The sequence below is a fragment of the Salinibacterium sp. NG22 genome, from assembly GCF_015864925.1.
Lineage (GTDB): Bacteria > Actinomycetota > Actinomycetes > Actinomycetales > Microbacteriaceae > Rhodoglobus.
The window spans coordinates 1-524 of record NZ_JADYWG010000029.1 but is presented as its reverse complement, the minus strand read 5'-3'; the positions used below and the strand labels follow the sequence as shown (position 1 = coordinate 524).

The following is a 524-nucleotide window of genomic DNA, read 5'->3' as shown; positions in this document are numbered from 1 at the left end:
GTCTCACGACGTTCTAAACCCAGCTCGCGTACCTCTTTAAATGGCGAACAGCCATACCCTTAGGACCTGCTTCAGCCCTAGGATGAGATGAGCCGACATCGAGGTGCCAAACACCGCCGTCGATATGAACTCTTGGGCGGTATCAGCCTGTTATCCCCGGAGTACCTTTTATCCGTTGAGCGATGGCCCTTCCATTCAGAACCACCGGATCACTATGACCTACTTTCGTACCTGCTCGACGTGTCTGTCTCGCAGTTAAGCTGGCTTCTACCATTACACTAACCGTACGATGTCCGACCGTACTTAGCCAACCTTCGTGCTCCTCCGTTACTCTTTAGGAGGAGACCGCCCCAGTCAAACTACCCACCACGCACTGTCCCTCTCGCGAGGTTAGGCCCCGGACAAACGAAGGCTGGTATTTCAACAACGGCTCCTCCATGCCTGGCGACACAGATTCAAAGCCTCCCAGCTATCCTACACATCCCTTGCCCAGGGTCAATACGAAGCTATAGTAAAGGTCACGG

1 rRNA gene is annotated in these 524 nt (G+C 53.8%); it reads right to left on the bottom strand.

Annotated elements, in window-relative coordinates:
* Positions 1-524 (bottom strand): 23S ribosomal RNA (locus I6E81_RS14255); the annotation flags it as partial.